At 68.7% G+C, this 24,451-nt stretch carries 24 protein-coding genes; 14 read left to right on the forward strand and 10 right to left on the reverse strand.

The genetic code is table 11. The features are described 5' to 3' along the window. Positions 1-155 precede the first annotated feature (155 nt). From ccmA to V5F68_RS18390, 6 genes are all read left to right on the forward strand, one after another. The gene (ccmA, locus tag V5F68_RS18365) at positions 156-737 is read left to right on the forward strand and encodes a heme ABC exporter ATP-binding protein CcmA (RefSeq protein WP_509274545.1); all 582 of its coding nucleotides are present in this window, start codon (positions 156-158) and stop codon (positions 735-737) included. Further along, on the forward strand, positions 737-1,405 hold the full coding sequence (gene ccmB, locus V5F68_RS18370) for a heme exporter protein CcmB (RefSeq protein ID WP_394015787.1): 669 nt from the start codon (positions 737-739) through the stop codon (positions 1,403-1,405). The genes ccmA and ccmB overlap by 1 nt, the downstream gene beginning before the upstream one ends. Before the next feature lie 110 nt (positions 1,406-1,515). After that, positions 1,516-2,082 carry a carboxymuconolactone decarboxylase family protein gene (locus tag V5F68_RS18375; RefSeq protein ID WP_394015726.1) on the forward strand — a complete coding sequence of 189 codons (567 nt, stop codon included), beginning with the start codon at positions 1,516-1,518 and terminating at the stop codon, positions 2,080-2,082. 105 nt (positions 2,083-2,187) lie between these two features. After that, complete coding sequence (locus V5F68_RS18380) at positions 2,188-2,919, forward strand: heme ABC transporter permease (protein ID WP_394015725.1); 732 nt, start codon at positions 2,188-2,190, stop codon at positions 2,917-2,919. After that, the gene (ccmD, locus tag V5F68_RS18385) at positions 2,919-3,080 is read left to right on the forward strand and encodes a heme exporter protein CcmD (protein WP_394015724.1); all 162 of its coding nucleotides are present in this window, start codon (positions 2,919-2,921) and stop codon (positions 3,078-3,080) included. Before V5F68_RS18380 ends, ccmD begins: the two co-directional genes overlap by 1 nt. Continuing rightward, on the forward strand, positions 3,077-3,682 hold the full coding sequence (locus tag V5F68_RS18390) for a DsbE family thiol:disulfide interchange protein (protein ID WP_394015723.1): 606 nt from the start codon (positions 3,077-3,079) through the stop codon (positions 3,680-3,682). Before ccmD ends, V5F68_RS18390 begins: the two co-directional genes overlap by 4 nt. A gap of 27 nt (positions 3,683-3,709) precedes the next feature. Here the strand turns inward: V5F68_RS18390 and V5F68_RS18395 are convergent, their stop codons facing one another. Together V5F68_RS18395 and mtgA are read right to left on the reverse strand one after the other, a co-directional pair. Beyond that, on the reverse strand, positions 3,710-4,303 hold the full coding sequence (locus V5F68_RS18395) for a septation protein A (protein ID WP_394015722.1): 594 nt from the start codon (positions 4,301-4,303) through the stop codon (positions 3,710-3,712). An 85-nt stretch (positions 4,304-4,388) separates the two neighbouring features. After that, entirely contained in the window at positions 4,389-5,069 is a 681-nt protein-coding gene (mtgA, locus tag V5F68_RS18400) for a monofunctional biosynthetic peptidoglycan transglycosylase (protein WP_394015721.1), read from the reverse strand. A gap of 154 nt (positions 5,070-5,223) precedes the next feature. Between mtgA and V5F68_RS18405 the strand changes: the two genes are divergently transcribed. Next, positions 5,224-6,150: a polyprenyl synthetase family protein gene (locus tag V5F68_RS18405; RefSeq protein ID WP_394015720.1), complete on the forward strand. Its 927-nt coding sequence runs from the start codon at positions 5,224-5,226 to the stop codon at positions 6,148-6,150. Between the two features lie 129 nt (positions 6,151-6,279). Continuing rightward, entirely contained in the window at positions 6,280-7,632 is a 1,353-nt protein-coding gene (locus V5F68_RS18410; protein ID WP_394015719.1) for a flavin monoamine oxidase family protein, read from the forward strand. 29 nt (positions 7,633-7,661) lie between these two features. On the opposite strand, the gene V5F68_RS18415 is transcribed toward V5F68_RS18410, so the two are convergent. From V5F68_RS18415 to rpmI, 5 genes are all read right to left on the reverse strand, one after another. Then, positions 7,662-8,048, reverse strand: a complete 387-nt coding sequence (locus tag V5F68_RS18415) for a GFA family protein (RefSeq protein WP_394015718.1) — start codon at positions 8,046-8,048, stop codon at positions 7,662-7,664. Positions 8,049-8,206: 158 nt separating this feature from the next. Continuing rightward, a complete protein-coding gene (pheT, locus tag V5F68_RS18420; protein WP_394015717.1) occupies positions 8,207-10,621 on the reverse strand; it encodes a phenylalanine--tRNA ligase subunit beta in 2,415 nt (804 codons plus the stop codon). A 96-nt stretch (positions 10,622-10,717) separates the two neighbouring features. Continuing rightward, positions 10,718-11,827, reverse strand: coding sequence for a phenylalanine--tRNA ligase subunit alpha (gene pheS / locus V5F68_RS18425; protein WP_394015716.1), 1,110 nt, complete (start codon positions 11,825-11,827; stop codon positions 10,718-10,720). A gap of 257 nt (positions 11,828-12,084) precedes the next feature. Continuing rightward, entirely contained in the window at positions 12,085-12,447 is a 363-nt protein-coding gene (gene rplT, locus V5F68_RS18430) for a 50S ribosomal protein L20 (RefSeq protein ID WP_348843985.1), read from the reverse strand. Positions 12,448-12,474: 27 nt separating this feature from the next. Next, positions 12,475-12,675 carry a 50S ribosomal protein L35 gene (gene rpmI / locus V5F68_RS18435; RefSeq protein WP_348844568.1) on the reverse strand — a complete coding sequence of 67 codons (201 nt, stop codon included), beginning with the start codon at positions 12,673-12,675 and terminating at the stop codon, positions 12,475-12,477. Positions 12,676-12,979: 304 nt separating this feature from the next. Between rpmI and V5F68_RS18440 the strand changes: the two genes are divergently transcribed. Together V5F68_RS18440 and V5F68_RS18445 are read left to right on the forward strand one after the other, a co-directional pair. Then, positions 12,980-13,618, forward strand: coding sequence for a BA14K family protein (locus V5F68_RS18440; protein ID WP_394015715.1), 639 nt, complete (start codon positions 12,980-12,982; stop codon positions 13,616-13,618). 116 nt (positions 13,619-13,734) lie between these two features. Beyond that, entirely contained in the window at positions 13,735-14,169 is a 435-nt protein-coding gene (locus V5F68_RS18445) for a BA14K family protein (RefSeq protein ID WP_394015714.1), read from the forward strand. A 91-nt stretch (positions 14,170-14,260) separates the two neighbouring features. Here V5F68_RS18445 and infC read toward each other — a convergent pair whose 3' ends face one another. Continuing rightward, positions 14,261-14,785: a translation initiation factor IF-3 gene (gene infC / locus V5F68_RS18450; RefSeq protein WP_348844567.1), complete on the reverse strand. Its 525-nt coding sequence runs from the start codon at positions 14,783-14,785 to the stop codon at positions 14,261-14,263. Between the two features lie 318 nt (positions 14,786-15,103). Here infC and V5F68_RS18455 point away from each other — a divergent pair, with 318 nt between their 5' ends. From V5F68_RS18455 to V5F68_RS18465, 3 genes are all read left to right on the forward strand, one after another. After that, positions 15,104-15,985: a DUF3108 domain-containing protein gene (locus V5F68_RS18455; protein WP_394015713.1), complete on the forward strand. Its 882-nt coding sequence runs from the start codon at positions 15,104-15,106 to the stop codon at positions 15,983-15,985. A gap of 222 nt (positions 15,986-16,207) precedes the next feature. Next, on the forward strand, positions 16,208-17,611 hold the full coding sequence (locus V5F68_RS18460; protein WP_394015712.1) for a glutamine synthetase family protein: 1,404 nt from the start codon (positions 16,208-16,210) through the stop codon (positions 17,609-17,611). A 34-nt stretch (positions 17,612-17,645) separates the two neighbouring features. Then, positions 17,646-18,923 carry an NAD(P)/FAD-dependent oxidoreductase gene (locus tag V5F68_RS18465; RefSeq protein ID WP_394015711.1) on the forward strand — a complete coding sequence of 426 codons (1,278 nt, stop codon included), beginning with the start codon at positions 17,646-17,648 and terminating at the stop codon, positions 18,921-18,923. Between the two features lie 87 nt (positions 18,924-19,010). Here the strand turns inward: V5F68_RS18465 and V5F68_RS18470 are convergent, their stop codons facing one another. Continuing rightward, positions 19,011-19,934, reverse strand: coding sequence for a pirin family protein (locus V5F68_RS18470; RefSeq protein ID WP_394015785.1), 924 nt, complete (start codon positions 19,932-19,934; stop codon positions 19,011-19,013). A 163-nt stretch (positions 19,935-20,097) separates the two neighbouring features. Between V5F68_RS18470 and V5F68_RS18475 the strand changes: the two genes are divergently transcribed. Beyond that, the gene (locus tag V5F68_RS18475; protein ID WP_394015710.1) at positions 20,098-22,752 is read left to right on the forward strand and encodes an AsmA family protein; all 2,655 of its coding nucleotides are present in this window, start codon (positions 20,098-20,100) and stop codon (positions 22,750-22,752) included. A gap of 6 nt (positions 22,753-22,758) precedes the next feature. On the opposite strand, the gene V5F68_RS18480 is transcribed toward V5F68_RS18475, so the two are convergent. Further along, positions 22,759-24,144: an aminotransferase-like domain-containing protein gene (locus tag V5F68_RS18480; protein ID WP_394015709.1), complete on the reverse strand. Its 1,386-nt coding sequence runs from the start codon at positions 24,142-24,144 to the stop codon at positions 22,759-22,761. Positions 24,145-24,451 lie beyond the last annotated feature (307 nt).

Below are 24,451 nucleotides of genomic sequence, written 5' to 3' on the forward strand. Positions count from 1 at the left end.
TCAGCCGCTTTATAGAGCGATTTCAAACGGCGGTCATGCGATAAGAACGTTCAATGTGCGATGCATCCAAAATTCACCCGCAAGGCCCATTCCCGCACGCTGGGGAAGCTCCCGCCGCGGTCCTGAAAGCCGAGGGTCTGTCCTGCCAAAGAGGCGTGCGGCTGCTGTTCGACAAGCTCGACTTTGAGCTAAGAGCCGGCCACGCCTTGGTGGTGGTGGGGCGCAACGGCGCCGGAAAATCCTCCCTCCTGCGAATCGTCGCCGGCCTTCTTGCCGCGACATCCGGCCGCGTCACGCTGACCGAGGGCGCAACGGAACGGCCCTACACGGAAGAGATGCACTATCTGGGCCATGACGATGCGCTGAAAGCCGCCTTGAGCGTTGCCGACAATCTTTCCTTCTGGCGCACCATGCTCGGCGCCACCGGCCTGCCGGTCGCGGAGGCCCTGGAAGAGGTGGGCTTGGGCGGCCTCGGGCGGCTGCCGGTGGCGGTTCTGTCCGCCGGCCAGAAGCGCCGCCTCGCCATTGCCCGCCTCCTGGTGTCGCGCCGGCGCATCTGGATCCTGGACGAGCCGACCACGGCGCTCGACGTGAATGCCCAGGCGCGGTTCGCAGAACTTGGCCGGGCGCATCTCGATTCGGGCGGGGCGATCCTGGCCGCGACCCACGCCCCGCTGGATTTCGGCCCCCGCGTGGGCACCCTTCAGCTCGGCCCGAAACTGGAGGCCGGCGCATGATGGCGGCGTTCTTGGCGCTGGTGCGCCGCGACATGGCGCTCGCCCTGCGCTCGGGCGGCGGAGCCGGGCTCGGCGTCGTGTTCTTTCTCTCCGTCATTACCATCGTGCCATTCGCGGTTGGGCCGGACATGGTGCTGCTGGCGCGGATCGGCCCGGCCATCCTGTGGATCGGCGCGCTGCTCGCCAGCCTCATCGGGCTCGAGCGCCTGTTCGCGGCGGACGTGGAGGACGGATCGCTCGATGCCCTGGCCCATTCCGCTTTGCCGCTCGAACTGGTGGCGGCGGCGAAGGGACTTGCCCATTGGATCGCCACCGGACTGCCTCTCGTGGTGGCAGCGCCGGTGCTGGCGCTCATGCTCAATCTGGAACCGGCGGCGATCGGCGCGGTGGTTCTCACCTTGCTGGTGGGCACGCCGGCGGTCACCGCGCTCGGCCTCATCGGCGCGGCCTTCGCCGGCGCCTTTCGCCGGGGTGGACTGCTGATCGCGGTCCTGGTGCTGCCGCTGGCGATCCCGGTGCTGATCTTCGCCGTTTCCGCCACCGGCGCGGCGGTGACCGGCCCGGTGCCGTTCGGCACGCCGTTCCGCATCCTCATCGGCCTCACCTTGTTCGCTTTGGTGCTGGGGCCGGTGGCGGCGGCGGCGGCCCTGCGGGCGGCGCGCGGCTGAGCTGGGCGATCGGGCGACACGGCAGCGTCATACGCTGAAGGAATCGTGATGCGGCGCAGCGAAGGCCAGTTGCGTTACTTGGGCAACCCCAGCATCGAAGGCATATCCCCATGCGCGTGCCCCTCACCGCCCCCGCCGACCTCTCGCAAGAGCAGCGCCCGCTCTATGACGACATGCGCGCCGGCATCGAGACCAGCTTCAAGGGCTTCAAGGCCATCGCCGACGACGGCGCGCTCATCGGCCCCTGGAACCCCTGGCTGCACTATCCCAAGTTCGGCGGCCCGGTGTGGGAGCTGACCAAGGCCATGTCCTCCAGCCCCACGCTGCCGAAGCCCGTGCGCGAGGTGGCGATCCTGGTGACCGGCGCCCATTTCCATTCAGCCTACGAGCTTTACGCCCACATCCTGGTGGCTGAGACGCGCGGCCTGCCGGACGAGAAGATCGCCACCATCGTCGCCGGCCAGCGCCCGGCGGATCTCACCCGCGAGGAGGCCGTGACCTATGACGTCGCCTCGGCGCTGGTGCGCGGCAGCACCCTGCCGGAGCTGGTCTACCGACAGGCGGTGGACACGTTCGGCGAATATGCCGCCGCCGAGTTGATCTATCTGGTCGGGCTCTATTGCCTGGTCTCGGTCATTCTCAACGGCTTCGACGTGCCGGTGCCGGAAGGCGCCTGACGCCCGCGACAAGGCCGGGCCTGCTCATTCCGCCGCACCCCGTTTCACACAATCGCGCGTCCGGGGCGCTCCCCTGCCGCCGCGAGATGGTCTAGAACGCCAGCCATGGCGCTTCTCGACTTCGCCAATCCGACCCGCTTCCTCTCCCTCTCCGCCCGGCTCATTCCCTGGACGGCGGGGGCGGCGGCGCTCGCCCTGGCGCTTGGCTTCACCCTCGCCTTCCTCGCCCCGCCGGACTACCAGCAGGGCGAGACGGTGCGGATCATGTACATTCACGTGCCGTTCGCATGGCTCTCCATGTTCGGCTATTCCATGCTCGCGGCGTCCTCGCTCGGCATATTGGTGTGGCGCCACCCGCTGGCGGACGTGGCGCACAAGGCCGCGGCGCCCATCGGCGCCACCTTCACCTTCCTGTGCCTGCTCACCGGCGCCCTGTGGGGGCGGCCCATGTGGGGCACCTATTGGGTGTGGGACGCCCGCCTCACCTCGGTGCTGGTGCTGTTCCTGCTCTATCTCGGCCTGATGGCTCTGCGCGCCGCCATCGACGAGCCCAACCGGGCGGGACGGGCGGCGGCGGTGCTCACGCTGGTGGGCTTCATCAATGTGCCGATCGTCAAATTCTCGGTGGATTGGTGGAACACCCTGCACCAGCCGGCCTCGGTGTTCCGCATGGGCGGCTCCACCATCGACGGCAGCCTGCTGTGGCCGCTGCTCACCTGCGCGCTCGGCTTCACCTTTCTGTTCCTGACGCTTCACATGGTCGCCATGCGGACCGAAATCCTGCGCCGCCGGGTGCAGGCGCTGGAAGCACGCGCCGCCGCGGAGGCCGCGGCCTGATGCAGCACGCCTTGTTCATCTATGCCTCCTACGGCGCGGCTGCACTCGGGCTCGGCGTGCTGACGCTGTGGCTGGTGCTGGACTATCGCGCCCAGGCCAAGGCCCTGGCGGACCTCGAGGCGCGCGGCGTGCGCCGGCGCTCGGAACGGAGCCGGCCATGAGCGATACGCCTCCCCGTCCCGCCGCGCCGGCCGCCAAGCGGCGGCGCCCGCTGCTGGTGCTGCTGCCGGTGGTGGCCTTCGGCCTGCTCGCCGCGCTGTTCCTGGTGCGCCTGTTCGCCGGCGATCCCTCGCAGATCCCCTCCGCCCTGGTGGGCCGGCCGGCGCCCACCCTCGGCCTGCCGCCCCTGCCCGGCCTGCTGAAGGACGGTACACCGGTGCCGGGGCTGGATTCGGCCGACTTCAAGGGCCGCGTCACGCTGGTGAACGTCTGGGCCTCCTGGTGCGCGCCGTGCCGGGAGGAGCACCCGCTGCTCATGAGCCTCGCGAAGGATCAGCGGCTGCGTGTGATCGGCATCAATTACAAGGACGCGCCCGACAATGCCCGCCGGTTCCTGGGGCAATATGGCCTGCCGTTCGCGGCGGTCGGGGTCGATCCCAACGGGCGCGTGGCCATCGACTGGGGCGTATATGGCGTACCCGAGACCTTCCTGGTGGCGCCGGACGGCACCATCGCGCACAAATTCGTCGGGCCGCTGAACGAGGAGACGGTGCGCTCCACGCTGCTGCCGCTGGTCGCAAAGCTCTCAGGCAAGGCGGACTGAACCGGCGAGCCCGGCGGGACGCCGCCGTCAGTCCTTAGGGGCGCTCTTGTCCTCGCACCGCGCCATCAGCGGCGCCTGGGCGAACGCGAACAGGAACGTCAGCGGGAGATAGCCGAAGGTCTTGAAATTGACCCAGGTGTCGGTCGAAAAATTGCGCCACACCAGTTCGTTCAGCACCGCCATCAACAGGAAGAACACGCCCCAGCGCAGGGTCAGGATGCGCCAGCCCTGGTCGGTCAGGCGCACCATGCCGTCCAACACATAAGGCAGCAGCGGCTTGCGGAACAACAACCCGCCCAGCAGCAGAACGCCGAACAAGGCGTTCACCATGGTCGGCTTCATCTTGATGAAATGATCGTCCTGCAGCACCAGGGTCAGGGTGCCGAACACCATCACCACCACGGCCGAGACCAGGGGCATCACCGCGATGCGGCGCGCCAGCACCCACATGGCCGCGAGCGCGGCGAGGGTCGCCACCATGAACACGCCGGTGGCCACATAGATGCCGCCATAGGCATTGCCGATGAAGAACAGCACCAGGGGGCCGAGTTCCAGGGCGAGCTTGAGGCCCGGCTTCATCTTGGGGCGAACGGCGGTTTCGGCTGCGGCGCTTTCAGTCATCGGATCCTCGTTTCCGCTCCCCTTTTGCAGAGCCGGCACGGCGCAATCAAGGCCGGCGGCGGATTTCGCACCGGCGCGCACTGGCTTAGCCACGCAGGCCGAGGCAGGAAACGATCTCCGGCCCCTCCGACACCACCCGCCCTTGCAGCCGCGCCGCAAGCCGCCGCACCCCGGTGGTGGGCTTGCCGGCATCGCGCCGATGCGGGTTCGGCAGCATCACAGCCAGCAGGGCCGCCTGCTCCGCGGTCAGGCTGGCCGTGCCCTTGTCGAAGGCGCGGCGGGCGCCGGCTTCCACGCCGAACTCCCCGTCCGGCCCCCATTCGGCGATGTTGAGATAGATCTCCATCAGCCGCCTTTTGCTCAGCACCAGATCGAGCCACAGCGCCAGCGGCAGTTCCATCGCCTTACGCACGAACGAGCGGCCGGGCCACAGGAACAGGTTCTTCGCCACCTGCATGGGGATGGTGGAGGCGCCGCGCGCGTCCTCGATCTCGTCATCGGCGCGGGAGATGGCCGCCTGGATCTCGGTGATGTCCACGCCCCAATGCCGGCAGAAGCGCGCATCCTCCGAGGCGATGACGGTGCGCGGCAGGATCGGCGCCATGTCGGCGATGGGGGTCCAGATGCGCTCCACCCTCTGCCCCGTGAGCCAGCGGCCCAGCATCAGGGTGGAGACCGGGTTCACCACATTATACAGCACCGAGAGCACGAACGGGACGAGGGCCAGCACCAGCACCAGGATCACGAACCGCCTGAACAGGGACATGGCCGCTCCGCGGGGCGAGAGAAGAACGTATGGTAAGTGCGAAGGTCGAGCTTCGGTTCCGCCTGCGGCTTGACCGCCCGCTCTGGTTGGGGCACCGGGAGGAGCGCGTCAACCGCGCGCTTCCCCGACGCGCTCCAGCCCGAAGGCCCGCCCGGTGTCCCTATCCCTCCCCGCCCGCCTCGAAGCTGCAGCCGCCCTGACCCAGGCGCGGCTCGAACGCGCCCTTGCCGATGCCCCGCTTCCCGGCGAACGGCTCCGCCCGCAGCGCCTGATGCAGGCGATCCGCCACGGCAGCCTCGACGGCGGCAAGCGCCTGCGGCCGTTCCTCGTCATCGAGACGGCCGCCCTGTTCGGCCTCGCGCCGGATGCGGCGGTGACCGCCGCTGCGGCCGTGGAATGCGTGCATTGCTATTCCCTGGTCCACGACGATCTGCCCGCCATGGACAATGACGTGCTGCGGCGCGGCCGGCCCACGGTCCATGTGGCTTATGGCGAAGCCACTGCCATCCTGGCCGGCGATGCGCTGCTGACCCTCGCCTTCGACCTGCTCGCCGGGGAGGATGCCCATCCCGACGCGAAGGTGCGCATCGCGCTCGTGTCCGCCCTGGCGCGGGCCGCGGGCATGGGCGGCATGGTGGGCGGGCAGATGCTCGACCTCGCCGCCGAGGGCCGGTTCGCCGACCATGTGCCGCTGGCCCTCTCCATGGCGGAAATTCGCGATCTCCAGGCCATGAAGACCGGCGCCCTGCTCGCGGTCTCGGTGGATGCGGGCGCGCTGCTCGGCGGTGCGACGAGCGAGGAGCGCGCGGCGCTCGCCGCTTATGGCCGCGCGCTCGGGGCGGCGTTCCAGATCGCCGACGACATTCTCGACATCGAGGGCAGCACCGCCGACCTCGGCAAGACCGCCGGCAAGGATGTGACCGCCGGCAAGGCAACCCTGGTGGCGAGCCTCGGGGTGGACGCGGCGCGCGACCTTCTGGGGGAACTGGTCGGCGAAGCACAAGACGCGCTCGCCCCCTTCGGCGCACGCGGCGCGATCCTGGCGGAGGCGGCGCGCTTTGTCGCCGAGCGCAAGAATTGAGCGGGCGCCCCCCCGGCCCGCAAGATTTGATCGCCGCCTCAGGCCCGCGCCGGGCCGGCCCGGTCGCGCGGCGCGCCGCGCCATGCTAGCGTCCGCCCCATCGTGATACGCAGACCGCCCCCCTCCCCCATGACCCGCCGGACCTTCATCGCCGGAGCCTCCGCCTTGGCCGTGGCGCCGCTTGGCGCCGCCCGCGCGCTCGGGCAGGTGCCGGCCTCCGGGCAAGTGGACGTGGTCATCATCGGCGCCGGCGCGGCCGGCATTTCCGCCGCGCGCAAGGTCGCCGCCGCCGGGCGCAGCTACGCCCTGATCGAGGCGAGCAAGCGCGTCGGTGGGCGCGCCTTCACGGATACCAGCCTGTTCGGCGTGCCGTTCGACCGCGGCGCCCACTGGCTGCACGCCCCCGACAACAATCCGCTTGCCGAACTCGGCGCGCAGGCGGGGTTCGATCTCTATGCCCCGCCACAGGGCGCGCGGCTCTATATCAAGGGACGCGAGGCGTCCCAAAGCGATTATGAGGATTTCGTCTCCGCCGTGCGGCGGGGCGAGCGGGCGATCGGCGCCGCGGGCGATGCGGGGCGCGACTTCGCCGCCTCGCGGGTGCTGCCCGACCTCGGCATATGGGGACCGAGCGCCGCCTTCGTCGCCGGGCCGTTCAGCTGCGCCAAGGATCTCGACCAGGTGTCGAGCGTGGATTTCTCCCGCTCCGAGGAGCGCGGCGAGGATCTGTTCTGCCGCCAGGGCTATGGCGCGCTGGTGGCGAAGATGGCCGAGGGCCTCTCGGTGCGGTTCGAGACCACAGCCGCCAGCGTCGACATGGGCGGGCGGCTGGTGCAGGTCTCCACCAACAAGGGCACGCTCTCCGGCCGCGCGGTGATCCTCGCCGTGCCGCCCAGCCTGCTGCTCGCGGGTAAGATCCGCGTCAATCCCGGCCTGCCGCTGCGCTATCGCAGCGCCGTGGAGCGCATCACGCTCGGCGCATACGACCATATCGCCTTCGAGCTCCCCGGCAATCCGCTGCGCCTCTCGCCCGACGAGACCGTGCATGTGAAGGCGGACGGCCCGCGCACCTTCGCGCTCGTCGCCCGCATGGGCGGCAGCGACCTGCATATGCTGGAGGTGGGCGGCAAGTTCGCCCAAGAGCTGGCCGACGGCCCGGCAACATCCGGCGCCGCCTTCCTGAAGGAGGCGCTCACCCGCGAGTTCGGCGCCGATGTCGCGGCGCGCGTCGGCAAGGTGCACCACACCCGCTGGACCAAGGAGCCGCTGGCGCTGGGCGCCTTCTCCTGCGCCCTGCCCGGCAGCGGCAATCTGCGCCGCGCCTTCACGGAGGTGGTCAACGGCCGGCTGATGTTCGCCGGCGAACATGCCCACGAGACGCTGTGGGGCACGGTGAACGGCGCCTGGCTTTCCGGCGAGCGCGCGGCGACGCAGGCCCTGCGGGTGCTGGGCGTCATGGGCGCGGCGAGCATTTCCCAATAAGCGACGGCGCCGCGCTCAGCCCGGCTGAGCTACCATTCCTGCTTTTGCGGCAGGCCGTCGCCCAGTTCGTAATAATCCGATTTCGACCCGACATAGATATGTCCGGCCAGCTTCAGCCCGGTGGGCCGATCAAGCGTGCCCACGGTGACATAGGTCTCCGTGCCGGGGTCCTCCCGCCAGAACAGGTTTCCTCCACAGCGCGCGCAAAAACCGCGCGCGACGGCGGCGGAGGATCGAAACCACACCAGGGTTTCGGATGCGATGAGGGTGAGATCCTCGCTCTTGCAGCAGGTCATGGCCGCGAAATGGCCGCTGGTGCGCGCACATTGCGCGCAATGACAGGCCACGGGCTGGGTGAGATCGCCGCGGATCTCGTAACGCACGCCGCCGCACAGACAGCCTCCGGCCGCACCCATTCCGTCCTCCGCTCCATAGCCTGAGAAAGGTAAGCTGCGCGCGGTCCGCGCGGCAAGGCGTTCCGGCGACGCCCTTGCACGAACCGCGAAAAGGCAAACAGGGACCTACGGACGGGCGGCAATCCCCGTCCGACCCTCCCCGGCTGCCGATCCCGATCCTACCCGCGCAGGCTGGCGCCGGTCTTCTTCGCCACGTCGGCAACGATCTTCGCCGCCACGGCCTCGATCTCCACGTCGGTGAGCGTGCGCTCGCGCGGCTGGAGCGTGATCTCGATGGCGACCGACTTCTTCCCATCCTCGATGCCGACGCCCTCATAGACGTCGAACACCGAGGCGTCGGTGATCAGCTTCTTGTCCACGCCCTGGGCGGCCCGCAGGATATCCCCCGCCGCCACGGTGCGATCCACCAGGAAGGCGAAATCGCGCCGCACCGGCTGGAAGGCGGACAGATCGAGCGGCGGCTTCACCTTGGTGGGCTTGGCCTTGGCCTCGGGCACACGGTCGAGAATGATTTCGAACGCCACCAGCGGTCCGCTTACATCCAGCGCTTCCAGCACCCGCGGGTGTAGTTCGCCGAAGGTCGCGAGCACATTCGAGCCGAGCCGCAGGCTCGCCGAACGCCCCGGATGATACCAGCCGGGCGCATCTGTCGTGACCTGGAGGTTGGCGACCGGCGCGCCCACCGCCGCGAGCGCCGCCAGGGCATCGGCCTTGGCGTCGAAGGCGTCCACGCTCTTCGCAGCCCCGGCCCAGTGACGCCCGGCACCCTCCGGCTTGGCCGTGGCCCGGCGCAGACCGGTGGCGGCCATGCGCTGGTCCTTCGGCTGATCGCCGGCGAACACCTGTCCCACTTCGAACAGGGCCACATCGCCATAGCCCCGGTCCGCATTGGCCTGGGCCGAGCGGATGAGGCCGGGCAGCAGGCTCGGCCGCATGTCGGAGAGGTCGGACGCGATGGGATTGGACAAGGCCAGTTCCGCCGCGCCGCCGCCGAACAGTTCCGCCTGTTCCTTGGAGACGAACGACCAAGTCACCGCCTCCACCATGCCGCGCGCGGCGAGCGCCCGGCGCGCCTTGCGCACGCGCAATTGCAGCGGGGTCAGGACGGGACGGCGGGCGTCGTCGGCGCGGGGGAATTCGGTGGCAGGCACGCGGGCGAGGCCCAGGATGCGCACCACTTCTTCCACCAGATCGGCCTTGCCCTCGATATCGGCGCGCCAGGAGGGCGGCACCACCTGCACCATCGGCGCCGCGCCCGAAACCGCAAAGCCGAGACGGGTGAGCACGTCGCGGATTTCGTCTTCGCTCGCCTCAAGGCCCGAGAGGCGCTTCACCTCGCTGAGCGGGAAATCGATGGTGCGCGTGGTGTCCGGGATCGCGCCGGCCAGCACCATCTCGGAGGGTTCGCCGCCGCAGATGTCGAGGATGATGTGGGTGGCGAGGTCGAGCCCCGGCACGGTGAAGGCGGGGTCGATGCCGCGCTCGAAGCGGAACCGGGCGTCCGAATTCAGCCCCAGCTTGCGTCCGGTCTGGGCGATGTTGATGGGGTCCCAGAGCGCGCTCTCGATCACCACGTCGGTGGTCGTCTCGTCGCAGCCGCTCTCCTCGCCGCCCATGACGCCGGCGATGCTCTCAACGCCCTTGTCGTCGGCGATCACGCACATGCTCTCGTCGAGCGTGTAGGTCTTCCCGTCGAGCGCCAGCAGGGTCTCGCCCGCCTTGGCGCGGCGCACCACGAGATCGCCCTTCACCTTGTTCAGGTCGAACACGTGCAGCGGCCGGTTGCGGTCGAAGGTGAGGAAATTCGTCACGTCCACCAAAGCATTGATGGGCCGAAGGCCGATGGCGCGCAGCTTTTCCTGCATCCAGTCAGGCGAGGGGCCGTTCTTCACGCCCCGGATCACCCGCACCGCGAAGGCCGGGCAGAGCGACGGTGTCTCGCCAAAATCCAGCGTCACATTCACCGGCGCGGGGAACTTGCCCTCCACCGGAGCGATGCGGGGGGCGAGCAGCTCGCCAAGCCCGGCAGCTGCCAGGTCGCGGGCGACGCCCGACACGCCGAGGCAGTCGGCGCGATTGGGGGTGACGGCGATTTCCACCACCGGGTCGTTCAGGCCCAGCACCTGCGCGAACGGCGCGCCCACCGGCGCGTCTTCCGGCAATTCCATGATGCCGTCATGCTCTTCCGACAGGCCCATCTCGCGCGCCGAGCACAGCATGCCGCGGCTTTCCACGTCGCGGATCTTGCCGATCTTCAGCTCGGTGCCGGTGGCCGGAATGATGGTGCCCGGCGCGGCGAACACGGTCTTGAGGCCGGCGCGGGCGTTGGGCGCGCCGCAAACCACCTGGATCGGGTCCCCTTTGCCAATAGAGACGGTGCAGACCTTCAGCTTGTCGGCATTGGGATGCTTCTGCGCGGTGAGCACCTCGCCCACCACGAACGGCGCCAGCGCCTTCGCCTTGTCCTCCACGCCCTCCACTTCGAGGCCGATCAGGGAGAGGCGATCGACGATCTCCTCGAAGGAGGCCGTGGGTTCAAGATGCTCTTGGAGCCAGGAGAAGGTGAATTTCATCGGTCTGTTCCAGTGTCCCTCACCCAGACGTCACGGCCGAGGAGGGAGGGAAGAGGGCATGTTAGGACGAACACCGGCGAGGCATTGAGGGGAGCGTTACGCGCTCAACCCACCAGCCAGGGTCGGGAAGTCCAGCGGGCGGAAGCCGTAGTGGGAGAGCCAGCGCACGTCCGCCTCGAAGAAGGCGCGCAGGTCGCTCATGCCGTATTTCAGCATGGCGATGCGGTCGATGCCCATGCCCCAGGCGAAGCCCTGGTAGACGTCCGGATCGATCCCGCAATTGCGCAACACGTTGGGATGCACCATGCCGCAGCCCAGGATCTCCAGCCAGTCATTGCCCTCGCCGAAGCGGATCTCGCCGGGGCGCGAGCGGTCGCACTGGATGTCCACTTCCATGCTCGGCTCGGTGAAGGGGAAGAAGGACGGGCGGAAGCGCATCGTCACATTCTCCACCTCGAAGAAGGCCTTGCAGAATTCCTGCAGGATCCACTTGAGGTGGCCCATGTGCGAGCCCTTGTCGATCACCAGCCCCTCCACCTGGTGGAACATGGGGGTATGGGTCTGGTCGCTGTCGCAGCGATAGGTGCGGCCGGGGCAGATGACGCGGATGGGCGGGGTCTTGCTCATCATGGTCCGCACCTGCACCGGGGAGGTGTGGGTGCGCAGCACCTTGCGCTCGCCCTCGGCATTGGGCGGCAGGAAGAAGGTGTCGTGCATCTCGCGCGCCGGATGGCCTGCGGGGAAGTTCAGCGCGGTGAAATTATAGAAGTCGGTCTCGATGTCCGGCCCTTCCGCCACCGAGAAGCCCATGTCGGCGAAGATCGCGGTCAGTTCCTCGGTGACCTGGGTGATGGGATGCACGCGGCCGATCTCGGCGCGCGGCTCGCGCACCGGCAGGCTCACGTCCACCCGCTCGGTGGCGAGGCGCGCTTCGAGGGCGGCGGCCTTCAGCGCTTCCTTGCGCACGGCGAGCAGCCCCTGCACCCGGTCGCGCAGGCCGTTGATGGCCGGACCCATGGTCTTGCGCTCGTCCGGCGTCATGCCGCCGAGCGATTTCAGCAGTTCGGAGACGCTGCCCTTCTTGCCGAGGGCGGCGATGCGCACCGCTTCCAGCGCGGCTTCGTCGCCTGCCGCGAGAATCCCGGCGGAGACCTCACGCTCCAGGGCATCGAGGCCGGGATGATCGGTCAAAACGAGCTCGGACATGGGTCGGGCCTTCAGATGCAGCCAAGTGGTGTGCCGTCATCCCCCGGCGTGGCCCGGGAGGATCCGCGCCGGTCCGCCGGCGTGGCCCCGAGAGGCGGGCGCTGGCGGAGTCGCGTGGACGGCCGGTTGACGCCCGGCCGGGACGGGATGAATTCGGCGCCGGTTATAGACGCGTCCCGCGCAAAGCGAAAAGCCCCGAACGGATCTCCGTGCGGGGCTTGTCAGTCTCGGTCGGGCGGGTCGCGCCGGAGTAAGGCTCAGGCCAAGGCGGCCTTGGCCTTTTCCACCAGGGCCTTGAACGCCTCGGGCTCGTGGATGGCGATATCCGAGAGCACCTTGCGGTCCACTTCGATCCCCGCCTTCGCGAGACCGTTGATAAAGCCGCCATAGGTGAGGCCGAGGTCGAGTTCGCGCACGCCGGCGTTGATGCGCTGGATCCAGAGCGCGCGGAACGTGCGCTTCTTCACCTTGCGGTCGCGGTAGGCATACTGCATCGACCGTTCGACGGCCGACTTGGCAGCGCGGATGGTATTCTTACGACGGCCATAGAAGCCCTTGGCGGCTTCAAAGACCTTTTTATGCTTGGCGTGGGAAGTTACGCCACGTTTCACGCGGGCCATGGATGATCTCCTTCAGATCGCAGTGCGTCAGCCGTTCGGCAGGAACGACTTGCGGATCACCCGTCCATCGCTCTCGCAGAGGATGGTGGTGCCGCGCTGGTTGCGGATCTGGGCATTGGTCCGCTTGATCATCCCGTGCCGCTTGCCGGCCTGGGAGGCGATAACTTTCCCGGTACCCGTCAGACGGAAGCGTTTCTTCGCTCCCGACTTGGTCTTCATCTTGGGCATTTTGCTCTCCGTGACCGCCATCCGCCGCACGTTGCCGCACGGGGCATTCAGCCTTTTGTTGATATGAGCGATAAGAACCAACACGGCAGCCCTTGTCGCCGGCCGGTTCGAAGGCCGCACTCGTTACAGGACTGTCACGCGAAACGCAAGCCGGCTCCCTTCGCAAAACACCGCACTGCAACACATTTGCCCGCCCGCCAAGGCTTAAGCCGCCATCATTGCGCCCGTTCGCTCTGCTTTGTTGCTAAATTGAGGCTAGGGGCCTCGTGCCTTGCGCCCGGCGGGATCCGGGCAGGAGATGACGATGCGGACGCCTTTGCGTGTTTCAGTCTTCACCGCCGCCCTCGCGGTGGCGGGCCTTGGGTTCAGTATGGCGCCGGCGAGCGCACAGGCCTTGCGGCTCGGGGCCATGCAGCCCCTGAGCGCGAAGGCCGCCGGCACCGCCGCTTTCCCCATCGAACAGGTTCAATATCGCCGCGGCTGGGGTGGCAGGCCCGGCTGGGGCGGTCGCCCCGGATGGGGCGGCGGTGGCTGGGCAGGACGCCCCGGATGGGGCGGTCGCCCGGGATGGGCAGGCCGCCCAGGATGGGGTGGACCCGGCTGGGCCGGACGGCCAGGCTGGGGCCCGGGCTGGAACCGCCCCGGCTGGGGTCCCGGATGGAATCGGCCGGTCGGCTGGGGTCCCGGCTGGGGCTATGCGCCGGTCTATGGGCCCGGCTGGGGCTGGGGTGGTGGCTGGGGCCCCGGATGGGGTCCGGGCTGGGGCTATGGCGGCGCGGTCGCGACCGGCGTCGTGATCGGCTCAACAGCGGCCCTTGCCGCCAACCAGGGCCCGCCCCCGGGCACCAATTGGGTGGCCTATTGCTCGCAGCGCTATCGCTCCTACGATCCGCGCAGCGGCACCTTCCTCGGCTATGACGGGCGGCGCCATCCCTGCCCGTGAGGCGGGCTCCGATCGGGCAGCGACTGTCCCGATCCGGCACGCCGCCTTCACACACGCGTGAGGGCGGCGACCTTTTCGGCTCCCCGGGCGTTTCCTTCCCAAAGGAGAAGCACCCGATGCGTAAATCCCTCTCTCTGCTCGCTGCCGCGGGTCTCACCGCGGCCCTTGCGGTTTCCGGCGCCCAGGCGCAGCCGCTGCGCCCCGCTTCGATCGGAATCGCGGGCGAATCCCCGGTCACGAATGTGCAGTGGCGCGGTGGCGGCCCCGGCTGGGGCGGTCCGGGCTATGGACCCGGTTGGGGTGGCCCGCGCTATGGCTATGGCTACCGCAATTGCGGCTGGGGTGGCTGTAACAACAATGGCGCGGCAGTCGCGGCCGGCGTCGTGGGCGGTGTGATGCTCGGCGCTGCGGCGGCGAGCGCGGCCAATGCCGCCAATTCCGCCCCGCCTCCGGGCAATTGGGCGGCCTATTGCGCCCAGCGCTATCGCTCGTTCGATCCCGCCAGCGGCACCTATCTCGGCTATGACGGCCTGCGCCATCCCTGCACCTGACGCGGCGCCTGCCGCACGAGATGCATGAGCCCAAAGAAAAAGCCCGGATCGAAAGATCCGGGCTCTGTTTTGGCCAGCCTTCCGTCGCCGTTCAGCGCGGCGCCAGGATCATGATCATCTGGCGGCCTTCCAGCATGGGCTCCGCCTCCACCTTGGCGATGGTGGCCACATCGTCGCGCAGTTTCTGCAGCAACTTGTAGCCGATGTCCTGGTGCGCCATCTCACGACCACGGAAGCGCAGGGTGACCTTCACCTTGTCGCCCTCTTCGAAGAACCGCTGCATGGAGCGCATCTTCACTTCGTAGTCGTGGGTGTCGATGCCGGGCCGCAGCTTGATTTCCTTGACCTCGACCACCTTCTGCTTCTTGCGGGCCTCGCTGGCCTTCTTCTGGTTCTGATACTTGAACCGGCCAAAATCGAGGATCTTGCAGACGGGCGGGGCGGAATTGGGCGCGATCTCCACGAGATCGAGGCCGGCTTCCTGCGCGAGCTGGAGGGCATCGCGGATTGCCACCACACCGCGGTTCTGCCCATCCTGATCGATCAGCTGCACTTCGCGGATGCGGATTTCCTCATTGACGCGCGGACCATCCTTCTCCGGCGCGACGGGTCTCATGGGGCGACGAATGGCGAAAATCTCCTCTGCCATTAAATTGGATCGCGCGCGGCAAGGGAATCGGCGCGCAACTTCACAGGAAAGCGCGCAGCCAGAAGCCCCCGACCAAGAGCGGACACAGAAGATCGTGACTCTGAGGTGCGAAGTCAATAACCAAGACCTCTCGAGCGGTGATCCGGGCCATTTTTCAGCCCGAAGCACCGCCACCTGCCACGCCCGAGAGCCACAGTTCAGCCGCCTTCACCCGGCATTCGGGAGAAAGCAGCAGGGCCGGACGCTCCGCCGGGTGCCGACCCGCCGCCTTTCCAGGACCCGATGATGACCGACGTTGCTTCCCCTGTGGGTCGCCTGCTCCGCCGCTTGGGACCGTTCGCGGCCGCCGTGCTGTGCCTGGGCGCCGTCCTGCCCGCGGCGACCGGCGCCGCGCGGGCCGACGGGCGGCTCGACGCGAAATATTCCCTCACTGTCGGCGGGGTCGAGATCGGCCGCGCCACCCTGGTGGCCGAGGCCACGGGCACCACTTACGAGATCGCCGCCACCGGCCGCATCACCGGCGTGCTGCGCGCGGTGTCCTCCGGCAAGGGCAGCGTCGCAGCCCGCGGCGCCCTCGGCGTGGGCAAGGTGGTGCCGCAGGTGTTCGCAGTGGCGGCCGAGGCGGACGGCAAGGCCGAGGGCGTGCGCTTCGCGGTGGCGAACAACACGGTGAAGGAGCTGGTGGTCGAGCCCCCCATCAAGCCGCTGCCGGACCGCGTGGAAATCACCGACGCCCATCTCACCAACATCATCGATCCCATGAGCGGGGCCTTCGTCTATGTGCCCGGCACGGTGGACATGCTCTCGGCCGCCGCCTGCGACCGCTCGATCCCGGTGTTTGACGGGCGCCAGCGCTACGACATCTCGCTGAGCTACCTGCGGGTGGAACAGGTGAAGATCCCCAAGGGCTACAGCGGCCCCGCCGTGGTGTGCCGCGCCGGCTATACCCCGGTCGCGGGCCACCGGCCGACCCGCTACACGGTCAAATACATGCAGGAAAACAAGGAGATGTTCGTGTGGCTGGTGCCGGTCGCCGGCACCCGCCTGCTGGCGCCCTTCAAGGTGTCGGTCGCCACCATGATCGGCACCGCGATCCTGGAAGCCACCGCCTTCGACACGGCGGTGAAGGAAAATACGGTGCCTGTGAACGCCCCGAAACCGCAATAGCGCAGCCCGCGTTTCGCGGCGGAATCGGTTACCGCGCCGCGAGTCCCACTAGCCCTTGTACGGGGCAAAACGCGAACCTTCATCGACTCTCGATTCGGCCGCGATTCGTTCCACTCCCGTTCTTTTGCGCTTTTACCGTGTTGCGGCGCAGCCCGCGTTGACTTCGCCCCATGGGCAGGTGTTCCCTGGCCGTGCGTGCGTTCGGTCACGCGAGAGGACATCATGGCTAAACGGAGCAAAGCGGGCGAATCGGAGCATCTGGCGCTGCCGCGCGGCGTCAAATCCCTGGCGGAGGCGAAAGCCTGGATGGTGTCTCGCGGCATCACCGAGATCGAATGCACCGTCCCGGACCTTGCGGGCGTCGCCCGGGGCAAGATCATGCCAGCCTCCAAGTTCCTCTCCTCGCCGGTGATGAACCTGCCGCTCTCGGTCTTCTTCCAGACCATTTCCGGCGAATATCCCTCCTATGAGGGGCTGGTGGATTCCGTGATCGCGGATTCCGACCTGGTGCTGGAGCCCGATTTCTCCACCCTGTGCTCCGTGCCCTGGGCTCAGGACCCGACCGCCCAGATCATCCACAACGCCTATCATCGCGACGGCCGCCCGGTGGAGCTGGCGCCGCGCCAGGTGCTCAAGAACGTGCTGGCGCTCTATGCCAAGCGCGGCTGGAAGCCGGTGGTGGCGCCGGAGATCGAATTCTACCTGGTCGAGCCCAATGTGGACCCCGACTATCCCCTGAAGCCGCCCGTCGGCCGCTCGGGCCGGCCGGAGATCGGCCGCCAGTCCTATTCCATCCAGGCGGTGAACGAGTTCGACGCCCTGTTCGAGGACATCTACGATTATTCCGAGGCACAGGGCCTGGAGATCGACACGCTGATCCACGAGGACGGCGCGGCGCAGATGGAAATCAACCTGCGCCACGGCGACCCGCTGGAGCTCGCCGACCAGGTGTTCCTGTTCAAGCGCACGATCCGCGAGGCCGCGCTCGCCCACAAGATCTACGCCACCTTCATGGCCAAGCCGATCGCCAACGAGCCGGGCAGCGCCATGCACATCCACCAGTCGGTGGTCTCGGCCGAGACCGGCAAGAACATCTTCTCCGACGACGACGGCGATCCGACCCCGGAATTCTTCTCCTTCCTCGCCGGGCACCAGCGCTACCTGCCCTCGGTCATGTGCATCCTGGCGCCCTATGTGAACTCGTATCGCCGGCTGACGCGCGATTCCATGGCGCCCATCAATGTGCAGTGGGGCTATGACAACCGCACCGCCGGCCTGCGCGTGCCGCCCGCCCCGCCGGCCGCGCGCCGGGTGGAGAACCGCGTCCCCTCCTCCGACGCCAATCCCTATCTCGTCATCGCGGCGTCGCTGGCCTGCGGCTATATCGGCATCCAGAAGGGCCTGCGCCCCACCGAGCCGCTGGAGGGCGATGCCAAGGACCTGGACTTCGACCTGCCGCGCGGCCTGCTGGAGGCGGTGGCGGCGTTCGAGGAAAACGAGGATCTGGCCGAAGTGCTCGGCAAGAGCTTCATCGCAACTTATGCGGCGGTGAAGCAGGCGGAGTTCGAGACCTTCATGCGGGTGATCTCGCCCTGGGAGCGGGAATATTTGCTGCTGAACGTGTGAGGCGTTTTTTGCGCCTCACCCCACAGGGACAGTCATGACGTTCGGCGGCCATCCCCAATCCTGGTATGCGGCAACTGCGACCCCGTTTCCCGACCTGCCGCGCCTCTCCGGCGCGGTGCGCGCGGACGTGGTCATCGTCGGCGGCGGCTATACCGGCCTGTCCGCCGCGCTTCATCTCGCGGAAGCCGGCGTGGACGTGGTGGTGCTGGAAGGCGGCCGCGTGGGCTCGGGCGCCTCGGGCCGCAATGGCGGGCAGATCCACAGCGGCCAGCGGCGCCACCAGGATTATCTCGAACAGGCGCTGGGCCGTGAAGACGCCCGCAAGCTCTGGGATCTGGCCGAGGAGGCCAAGACCCTGGTGGCGGATCTCATCACGCGCCACGCCATCGCCTGCGATCTCACGCCGGGTCTGATCCTTGCCGACCACAAGCCCAATTACGTCGCCGAAAGCCACGCCTACGGCCGCCATCTCGCCGAGACCTATGGCTACGACAAGACCGAGCCTCTGGATCGCGAGCAGTTGCACGCCTTGGTCGGGGCTCCGGGCTATTATGGCGGCCTCATGGACCATGGGGCGGGCCATCTCCACCCGCTGAATTTCGCCCTCGGCCTCGCCACGGCGGCGCGCGCGGCCGGCGCCCGCATTTTCGAGCACAGCCGCGCCCTGCGCATCGCCGAGGGCACCGGCGTGAGCGTCGAGACCGACGGCGGGCGCGTGACGGCGGACCTGCTCCTGCTGTGCGGCAACGGCCTGATGGACGGGCTGGACCGGCGGGTGGATCACCACGTCATGCCCATCAACAATTATATCGCCGTCACCGCGCCGCTGGGCGAACGGGCGGAGGGCATCATCCGCGGGCAGGCGGCGGTGGCGGACAGCCGGTTCGTGGTGAATTATTTTCGCATGACGCCGGACCGCCGGCTGCTGTTCGGCGGGGGCGAGAGCTATCGCGGCTCCTTGCGGCCGCAGGTGATGGACTTCGTGCGGCCCTTCCTCGCCCGCATCTTCCCGCAACTGGCCGATGTGACGCTCGATTACGGCTGGGGCGGCACGCTCGGCATCACCATGACGCGCAACCCCTTCGTGCGCCGCCTCTCGCCCCACGTGCTGGTGTCCGCCGGCTATTCCGGCCAGGGCGTGGCGCTGGCGCCTTTGTTCGGCAAGATCCTGGCGGAAACGGTGCGCGGCCAGGTGGGCCGGCTCGATCTTCTGGAGCGCCTGCCCGTGCCGCCCTTCTTCGGCGGCACGCTGCTGCGCTATCCCCTGCTGGTGGCCGGGCTCAGCTATTACGCGCTGCGCGACCGGCTTTAGGGCATTCCAGGCAGGAACCATCGCCCGCTCTGCCGGCCGCCCCCGCCCTAGCCCTCCCCTGCAAGCGGGAGAGGGAACCGAGGGCTCTCACTCCGGCAGCGGGATGAACTCGTGCTCCCCCGGCACATGGGCGAAGCGGCCGGTTTTCCAGTCTTCCTTCGCCTGCTCGATGCGCTCCTTGCGAGAGGAGACGAAGTTCCACCACAGATAGCGCGGCCCCTCCAGCGCCGTGCCGCCGAGGAACATCATGCGGGCCGGCGTGCGGGCGCGCACCGTGATGCGGTCGCCGGGGCGGAAGATCAGAAGGCGCGGGCCCTCGAACACGTCGCCGGCGATCTCGACCTCGCCCGACACCACATAGATCGCCCGCTCCTCGGTGTCGGCGTCGAGCGGCGCGCTGGCGCCCGGCTGCAGGGTCACTTCCGCGTAGAGCCAGTCGGAAAGCATGCCCACCGGCGAGCGCTGGCCGAAGGCCGAGCCGGCAATCACCCGCGCCCATACGCCCGTATCCTCGATCACCGGCAGGTCGCTGGAGGAAAAATGCTGGAACGAGGGGTTGGTCTCCTCATGGGCGGCGGGCAGCGCGATCCAGCTCTGGATGCCGTACATATTGCCAGCGGCATTGCCTTGGCGCGCCTCCAGCGGCGAGCGCTCGGAATGGGTGATGCCGCGCCCGGCGGTCATGAGGTTCATGGCGCCGGGGGTGATCTCCAGCGCATTGCCCTCGCTGTCGCGATGCATGATCTTGCCGTCGAACAGATAGGTGACGGTGGCAAGGCCGATATGGGGATGGGGGCGCACGTCGAGCCCCTGCCCGGCCACGAACTGCACCGGCCCCATCTGGTCGAAGAAGATGAACGGGCCGACCATCTGCCGCTTGCCGTGCGGCAGGGCGCGGCGCACGGAGAAGCCGTCGCCGAGATCGCGCACGCGCGGCACGATCACAAGATCGAGCGCATCGCAGGATGGCGCATCGCCAAGCACCGGGTCGGAGGACGGCATCCAGCTCATAGGCAGCTCCAGCACGCGGTTTTCGCTTTCCCCATGGTGCCACGGGCGGACGAGAAGCGCACCTCCTCGCGGCGACCGGCGCAGGTGACGCCGATCCCAAAAGCGTGACACAAGAGGCGCGGGAAATGGATGGCGCGGCGGGTCATCGAACAGGGAGCGTGGGATGCGTTGGCTGGTGAGGCTTGCGGCCGTCGCGGCGGCGGCCCTGCTTCTGATGGTGGCGGCCGTGGTGGCGCTCACGCAGCTGCCGGGCTTTGCGGCGCGCCGGCAGGACCTGGCGGAACGCTTCCTGCGCGCCAGCGTGGGCCCCGATGTGGAAGTGCGCGGCGCGGTGAGCGTGGATCTGTTTCCCCGCTTCACCGCCCGGCTCGGCGATGTCACGGTGCTCAATGTGGCGGGCGCCGGCGTGGAGCTGCACCTGCAGACGGTCGCGCTGACCCTCACCGATTATCCTGCGCTGCTGGGTGGATTCGCCGTGGACGCGGCGGAGGTGGAGGGTGTGCGCATCCTCCTGCCCATGGTTTCGCGCCCCGCCTCCGGCCCGGACTCAGGCTCCGGCGCGGCGCCCCTTGCCTTGCCCGCCGCCGACGCCCCGCTGGACGCCGTCGATCCCACCTCCCAGCCGGTGACCGCCCGCATCGTCGGCGTGCTCACGGCCGTTCCCACAGTGGAAATCCGCGACCTGCTTCTGGAAGAGGCGAACCATCCCCAGGGCTGGAACTTCGCGCTGCGGGTGGACAGCCTCTCCAGCACCTATGATTCGGTGGCGGGCGCCCAACGCCTCTCGGCCACCGGCACCTATAACGGCGAAGCCGTGACCCTCAACGGCACGCTGGACCGCGAAGCGAAGCCGGCGGACGGGCGCTTCGGCACGCAGATCGCCCTCGTCACCCGCGGGCTCCAGCTAGACCTTGCCGGCTCCGCGGCCTCGGCGGCGTTCGACCGGGACCTCGCGCTGCAGGTTACAGCCCGTTCCGCCAGCATCGGGGACGCGCTGCAATTGCTCTCGCTGGCGCGTGCGGAGGATGGCACGGCCCAGCTCGATTTCACCCTGGCCGGCGATCCCGGCGCACTGGCGGTGAAGGACATGACCTTCGCCGCCACTCTTACCGAGGGCGAGACGCTGACCATCGCCGGCGGGCTGGCGGACCTGGAGGCGGGCACCGGCCTGTCGCTGTCCTTCCACTCCGATCTGCTGGCGCCGGGCACGGCGCCGCCGGTGGCGAACGGCCTGCGCGATATCGTGGTCACCAGCCTGTCGGGCTTCCTGGAAGGCGATCTCGACAAGCTGGTGCTGCGCGACATGCTGATCCAGACCAACGCCTTCGACCAGTCGATCCGCGAGGTGGGGCCGATTTCCGTGGGCGCGGTGGAACGCACGGCCAAGGGGCAGGTGCGCCTGCGCGACATCACCCTCCAGGCCGGCCCGCGCGACCGCCCGGTGTTCCGCCTCAAGGGCACGGTTCACGACGTGCTGGAGCTGGAGGGGCTGGTGCTTTCCGGCGCGGTGGACCTGCCGGTGGCCGATCTGCTGCAGGCCCCTGGCACCGGGCTCGGCCGGCTGGTGGGCACGCTCGACGTTTCCGACACCGACGGCACGCTCGGCGTCGACGCGCTGGAGGGGCGGATCGCCGACAGCAGCGTCATGAGCGGCACGCTCTCGCTGGTGCGCGATGACGACGCCGGACCGCGCGCGCCCCACGAGGTGCGCCTCGCCAGCACCTTCGAAATCCCGGATTTCGGCGCCTTCGCGGCGCAGACGGGGGCCTCCTCCGCCTCGAATGCGCCGGTCACCTTCTCCGGCATGCTCTCGGCCAGCGCGGAAAGCCTGAAGGCCGAAGGCAAGGCCAGCCTTGGCCGCACGGACATCACGGGCGTGCTCTCCAGCTCGCTCGGGCCGGGCCGCACCCTGTTCGAGGGCAAGCTTGCCTCGCCTCTGGTCTATGTGGACGAACTGGTCGGGCTGGCAGCAGCCTCGCGCGACGCCCTGGAGGCGGAGCACACCCGCCGCAGCAGCGCCATCGCGCAGGGCACGGCGGATGCGCAGACCGAACCGCAGATCGATCTGGCGCGCCTCGTCGATCTCGATATCGACATTTCCGCGAACCGGCTCAACAGCGCCGGCGACACCGCCAGCGGCCTCAAGGCCCGGCTCACCCTGGACAAGGGCATGGCGCGGCTCGATCCGTTCAGCGCCACCTACATGGGCGGTCGGATCAAGGCGGCGGTGCAGAGCGACTTGACCGCCGACCCGACCCTGGTGCGGGCCAAGGGCACGGTGGAAGGCTGGCCGCTCTCAGCTTTCCTCAACGCATCGAACGTGGGCTTCGCCACCCAGGGCCGGCTGAAGCTCGCCTTCGACATGTCCGTGGATCCCTCCTCCGACGCGGCCCTTCTGCGCACGCTGAACGGCACGGTGTCGGTGGGGCTGACGGGCGGGAGGCTCGCCACCGGCAAGCTGGACCTCGCCGGCCTCGGCATCATCGCCGGCCTGTTCAACGAGGCGGTGCGCAACGACAGCACGGCGCTGCGCTGCGTGAGCGTGCCGCTGTCCTTCACCGCCGGTGTGGCGCGCACCGCGCCGGCCCTGGTGATCGAGACCGACCATGTGCGCGTGGTCGGGCGCGGCACCATCGATTTGCCGCGCAACACCATCGACATCTATGCCGAGCCGCGCCCGCTCGACGGCAAGGAGAACGACCTCGGCTATCCCTTCGCCATCACCGGGGCGCTGAACGGCCCCCAGGTCGGCACGGTGTCGCGCCGGCCGGACGCGCGGCTCTACCGGCTCGGCGCGGGCTGCAAGCGGCGCGCGTGAGCGCCCTCACAGCACGGTGGAGGCATGCTCGGGCGAATGGCTCAGGGCGTGGGCCATGTATTCGAGCGCGCCGCGCACCTTCTCCCGGCTGACCGGACCGCCGAGGCACACGCGCGCGGCTTCGGGGGGATTGCCGTCGGCAGCGAAGGCGTCACTCGCCACGATGCCGATGCCGGTGGAGCGCATGTGGCCAACGAAGGACGAGCGGGTCCACGGCTCGGGCAGCTCCACCCACAGGTTGAAGCTCAGCGGATCCGCGCGGAAGGTGCCGGCGGGCAGGATCTGGGTCGCCAGCGTCTGGCGGGCGGCCGTCTCGGCGCGGATGAAGCGCAAGATGGAATCGGCCGTGCCGTCCTCGATCCAGCGGGTGGCCAGCGCCACGGTGAGCGGGGACGCCATGACATTGCCGGCGCGGATGGCGGCGGCGAACGGCCAGCCCGAGCGCACGTCGGGCACCAGCACATAGGCCGCGCGCAAACCGGCGCCGATGCATTTGGCAAGGCCGGCGATATGCCAGGTGATGTCCGGCGCCAGCGCCGCGAACGGGGCGATGCGCTGCACCGGAATGAAGCCATAGGCATCATCCTCCACGATCGGCACGCTGAAGCGCCGCGCGACCGCCGCGATGGCCGCGCGGCGGGTTTCGGGAATGGTCAGCGTGGTTGGGTTCTGAAGCGTGGGATTGAGATAGAGCGCCTTCGGCGCGAGCCGCGCGCAGGCGTCCGCGAATGCGTCGGGATCGATGCCCTCGCCATCCATCGGCAGGCCGGCGAGGCGCAGGCCGAGCTGCGCCGCGATGGAGCGCGTGCCGGGATAGGTGAGGCTCTCGCACAGCACGGTGTCGCCGGGCTTCGCCAGCAGGCCGAAAATGCCCATGAGGGCGGAATGGGCGCCCGGCGTCACGAAGATGCGCTCCTGCGCCGGCACCAGGCCGCGCCGGCTCAGCCAGGCGGAGGCGGCGTCCTTGTCGGCGGGCGCGCCGCCGAAGCCCTGGTAGCGCAGCAGCGAGACGAGATCGCGGCTCACCTGCGCCACGCCCTCCTGCATGCGCGCGATCAGGTCCGGATCGTCCGGCTCGGGCGGCAGGTTCATGGAAAGGTCGGCCGGCTCGGGCCGGGCATGGCGCGCCGGGGCAGGCGCGGGCCGGCTCGCGGCGCGCACGAACGTGCCCTGGCCGACGCGGGATTCCACGAGCCCGCGCTTCTGCGCCTCCACATAGCCGCGCGCCACGGTGGTGAAATCCACCGCCAGCCGGTCCGCCAGCTTGCGCTGGGGCGGCAGGCGGTCGCCCACGGAGAGGCGACCCGCGCGGATGTCCTCGGCGATGATGTCGGCGATGGCGAGGTAGCGCGGCTTGTCGCTGCGCGTCAGGTCCGGCGTCCAGTCAACCATGGCGATGCGTCTTCGATCCTTCGTGCGGCGGCGCGGAGATTTTGCGTCCGCGCGAAATTGACTGTATAGTGTTGCATCGTGGTCTTGTCACCTCCGGTATGTTCCGGGAGCGTGGATTTTAGGGCCACGGTGAAGCCTTATGTTTGCTGGCCTTTTGTGCACGGCACGCCCGCAACTTGCGCACGACGCTCAGCGCTTAAGCATCTGGCCGGCGCCGCCAATCCCATAATTGAATGGATAATTGACTGCGTATCGCTGATATTATTGACTGTTTAAAAAGACAGGCAAATTGGCACATTGATTGCAA

Source organism: Roseixanthobacter pseudopolyaromaticivorans (assembly GCF_043195145.2).
In the GTDB taxonomy this organism is placed as follows: domain Bacteria; phylum Pseudomonadota; class Alphaproteobacteria; order Rhizobiales; family Xanthobacteraceae; genus NCEH01.

Bases quoted from the DNA above. Each gene is read 5' to 3' on its own strand.
- ccmB (WP_394015787.1), top strand. From the start codon at position 737: ATGGCGGCGTTCTTGGCGCTGGTGCGCCGCGACATGGCGCTCGCCCTG.
- V5F68_RS18375 (WP_394015726.1), top strand. From the start codon at position 1,516: ATGCGCGTGCCCCTCACCGCCCCCGCCGACCTCTCGCAAGAGCAGCGC.
- V5F68_RS18380 (WP_394015725.1), top strand. From the start codon at position 2,188: ATGGCGCTTCTCGACTTCGCCAATCCGACCCGCTTCCTCTCCCTCTCC.
- ccmD (WP_394015724.1), top strand. From the start codon at position 2,919: ATGCAGCACGCCTTGTTCATCTATGCCTCCTACGGCGCGGCTGCACTC.
- V5F68_RS18390 (WP_394015723.1), top strand. From the start codon at position 3,077: ATGAGCGATACGCCTCCCCGTCCCGCCGCGCCGGCCGCCAAGCGGCGG.
- V5F68_RS18395 (WP_394015722.1), bottom strand. From the start codon at position 4,303: ATGACTGAAAGCGCCGCAGCCGAAACCGCCGTTCGCCCCAAGATGAAG.
- mtgA (WP_394015721.1), bottom strand. From the start codon at position 5,069: ATGTCCCTGTTCAGGCGGTTCGTGATCCTGGTGCTGGTGCTGGCCCTC.
- V5F68_RS18410 (WP_394015719.1), top strand. From the start codon at position 6,280: ATGACCCGCCGGACCTTCATCGCCGGAGCCTCCGCCTTGGCCGTGGCG.
- V5F68_RS18415 (WP_394015718.1), bottom strand. From the start codon at position 8,048: ATGGGTGCGGCCGGAGGCTGTCTGTGCGGCGGCGTGCGTTACGAGATC.
- pheT (WP_394015717.1), bottom strand. From the start codon at position 10,621: ATGAAATTCACCTTCTCCTGGCTCCAAGAGCATCTTGAACCCACGGCC.
- pheS (WP_394015716.1), bottom strand. From the start codon at position 11,827: ATGTCCGAGCTCGTTTTGACCGATCATCCCGGCCTCGATGCCCTGGAG.
- rplT (WP_348843985.1), bottom strand. From the start codon at position 12,447: ATGGCCCGCGTGAAACGTGGCGTAACTTCCCACGCCAAGCATAAAAAG.
- rpmI (WP_348844568.1), bottom strand. From the start codon at position 12,675: ATGCCCAAGATGAAGACCAAGTCGGGAGCGAAGAAACGCTTCCGTCTG.
- V5F68_RS18440 (WP_394015715.1), top strand. From the start codon at position 12,980: ATGCGGACGCCTTTGCGTGTTTCAGTCTTCACCGCCGCCCTCGCGGTG.
- V5F68_RS18445 (WP_394015714.1), top strand. From the start codon at position 13,735: ATGCGTAAATCCCTCTCTCTGCTCGCTGCCGCGGGTCTCACCGCGGCC.
- infC (WP_348844567.1), bottom strand. From the start codon at position 14,785: ATGAGACCCGTCGCGCCGGAGAAGGATGGTCCGCGCGTCAATGAGGAA.
- V5F68_RS18455 (WP_394015713.1), top strand. From the start codon at position 15,104: ATGACCGACGTTGCTTCCCCTGTGGGTCGCCTGCTCCGCCGCTTGGGA.
- V5F68_RS18460 (WP_394015712.1), top strand. From the start codon at position 16,208: ATGGCTAAACGGAGCAAAGCGGGCGAATCGGAGCATCTGGCGCTGCCG.
- V5F68_RS18465 (WP_394015711.1), top strand. From the start codon at position 17,646: ATGACGTTCGGCGGCCATCCCCAATCCTGGTATGCGGCAACTGCGACC.
- V5F68_RS18470 (WP_394015785.1), bottom strand. From the start codon at position 19,934: ATGAGCTGGATGCCGTCCTCCGACCCGGTGCTTGGCGATGCGCCATCC.
- V5F68_RS18475 (WP_394015710.1), top strand. From the start codon at position 20,098: ATGCGTTGGCTGGTGAGGCTTGCGGCCGTCGCGGCGGCGGCCCTGCTT.
- V5F68_RS18480 (WP_394015709.1), bottom strand. From the start codon at position 24,144: ATGGTTGACTGGACGCCGGACCTGACGCGCAGCGACAAGCCGCGCTAC.